A 927-nucleotide genomic window follows, 5' to 3' on the forward strand; every position below is an offset into this window, starting at 1 on the left:
TGAGCGGATGCGACTGCGCGATGGCCGGCGCTTCGCACGGTGGGCGGTTTTGCCGTGCTTGCCGCCGGCCAGTCGGGCGCGGATCGGGGCGAAGGAATCTGGTGCGATGAGTCCAGCTTCCACGAGATCCCACATGGATTCGCGGAGTTCATCAGCAGTGGTCGTGGCTTGACTAGCCGGGCCGAGCAGATCGGTGAAGAGGTAGCCACCGCCGACGTTGAGCTTCTCCATAACCTGCTGCTGGGTGAGACTGAGCAGGGGTTCTTCCGCTATGGGTATGAGCTGTGCTGCGTAGTCCGCGGGCAGCAGCATGATCCAGGGATCGCGCGCACCAGCCTTGCCCGCACCGACGATTTGGACTTCGCCGGACAAGGTGAGCTCATCGAGCATCTCCGGGGAATAGTCGCCGACGCGACTAGGCAGGATCATGGACTCCCAGGCACTAGCTGGTAGGCGCACACCGGCGAGCTGTTCGATGACGCTATAGACACCGTCCGGCCCGCGCAGAGGGGGCCGGGTACCCACCGGAGCTACATTGAGCCATGCTGGCATGAAACGGCCCAAAGCAGACTGGGACACCGGGCGGGTCTGTGCCCGGGCAGCTGCGAGTGAGCGGGTGCGCACGATGCGCAGGACTTCTGCACCCATATATTCCTCTTCATCAACGCCCTGGCGGTAACGCCCCTCAACGACCTTCCCATCCCCTACGAGGCGCTGAAGCACCTCGTAGGAAGTGCCAACGGAAAGACTGAAGGCTGTGGCGAGGTCACGCAGCGTGAACGGCCCGCGTGTGCGCACCCAGCGGCTGACCAGTTGGCTCAACGCATCAGGGATGGTGGCCACTTGGGCGGGGATGCCGGGTGGGACGGGGACGCCGAGGCCGTCGCGAAGCAACGGCGCATCGAGTGCTTGGGCCAGGTGTTCACG

At 64.5% G+C, this 927-nt stretch carries 1 protein-coding gene; it reads right to left on the bottom strand.

Annotated features, from left to right (window positions below; genetic code table 11):
* A partial coding sequence (locus F4V54_RS10920; protein ID WP_428840495.1) for an Lhr family ATP-dependent helicase occupies positions 1-927 on the bottom strand: 927 nt, incomplete at both ends.

It is taken from the genome of Corynebacterium tuscaniense, from assembly GCF_008693065.1.
Taxonomy (GTDB): Bacteria; Actinomycetota; Actinomycetes; order Mycobacteriales; family Mycobacteriaceae; genus Corynebacterium; species Corynebacterium tuscaniense.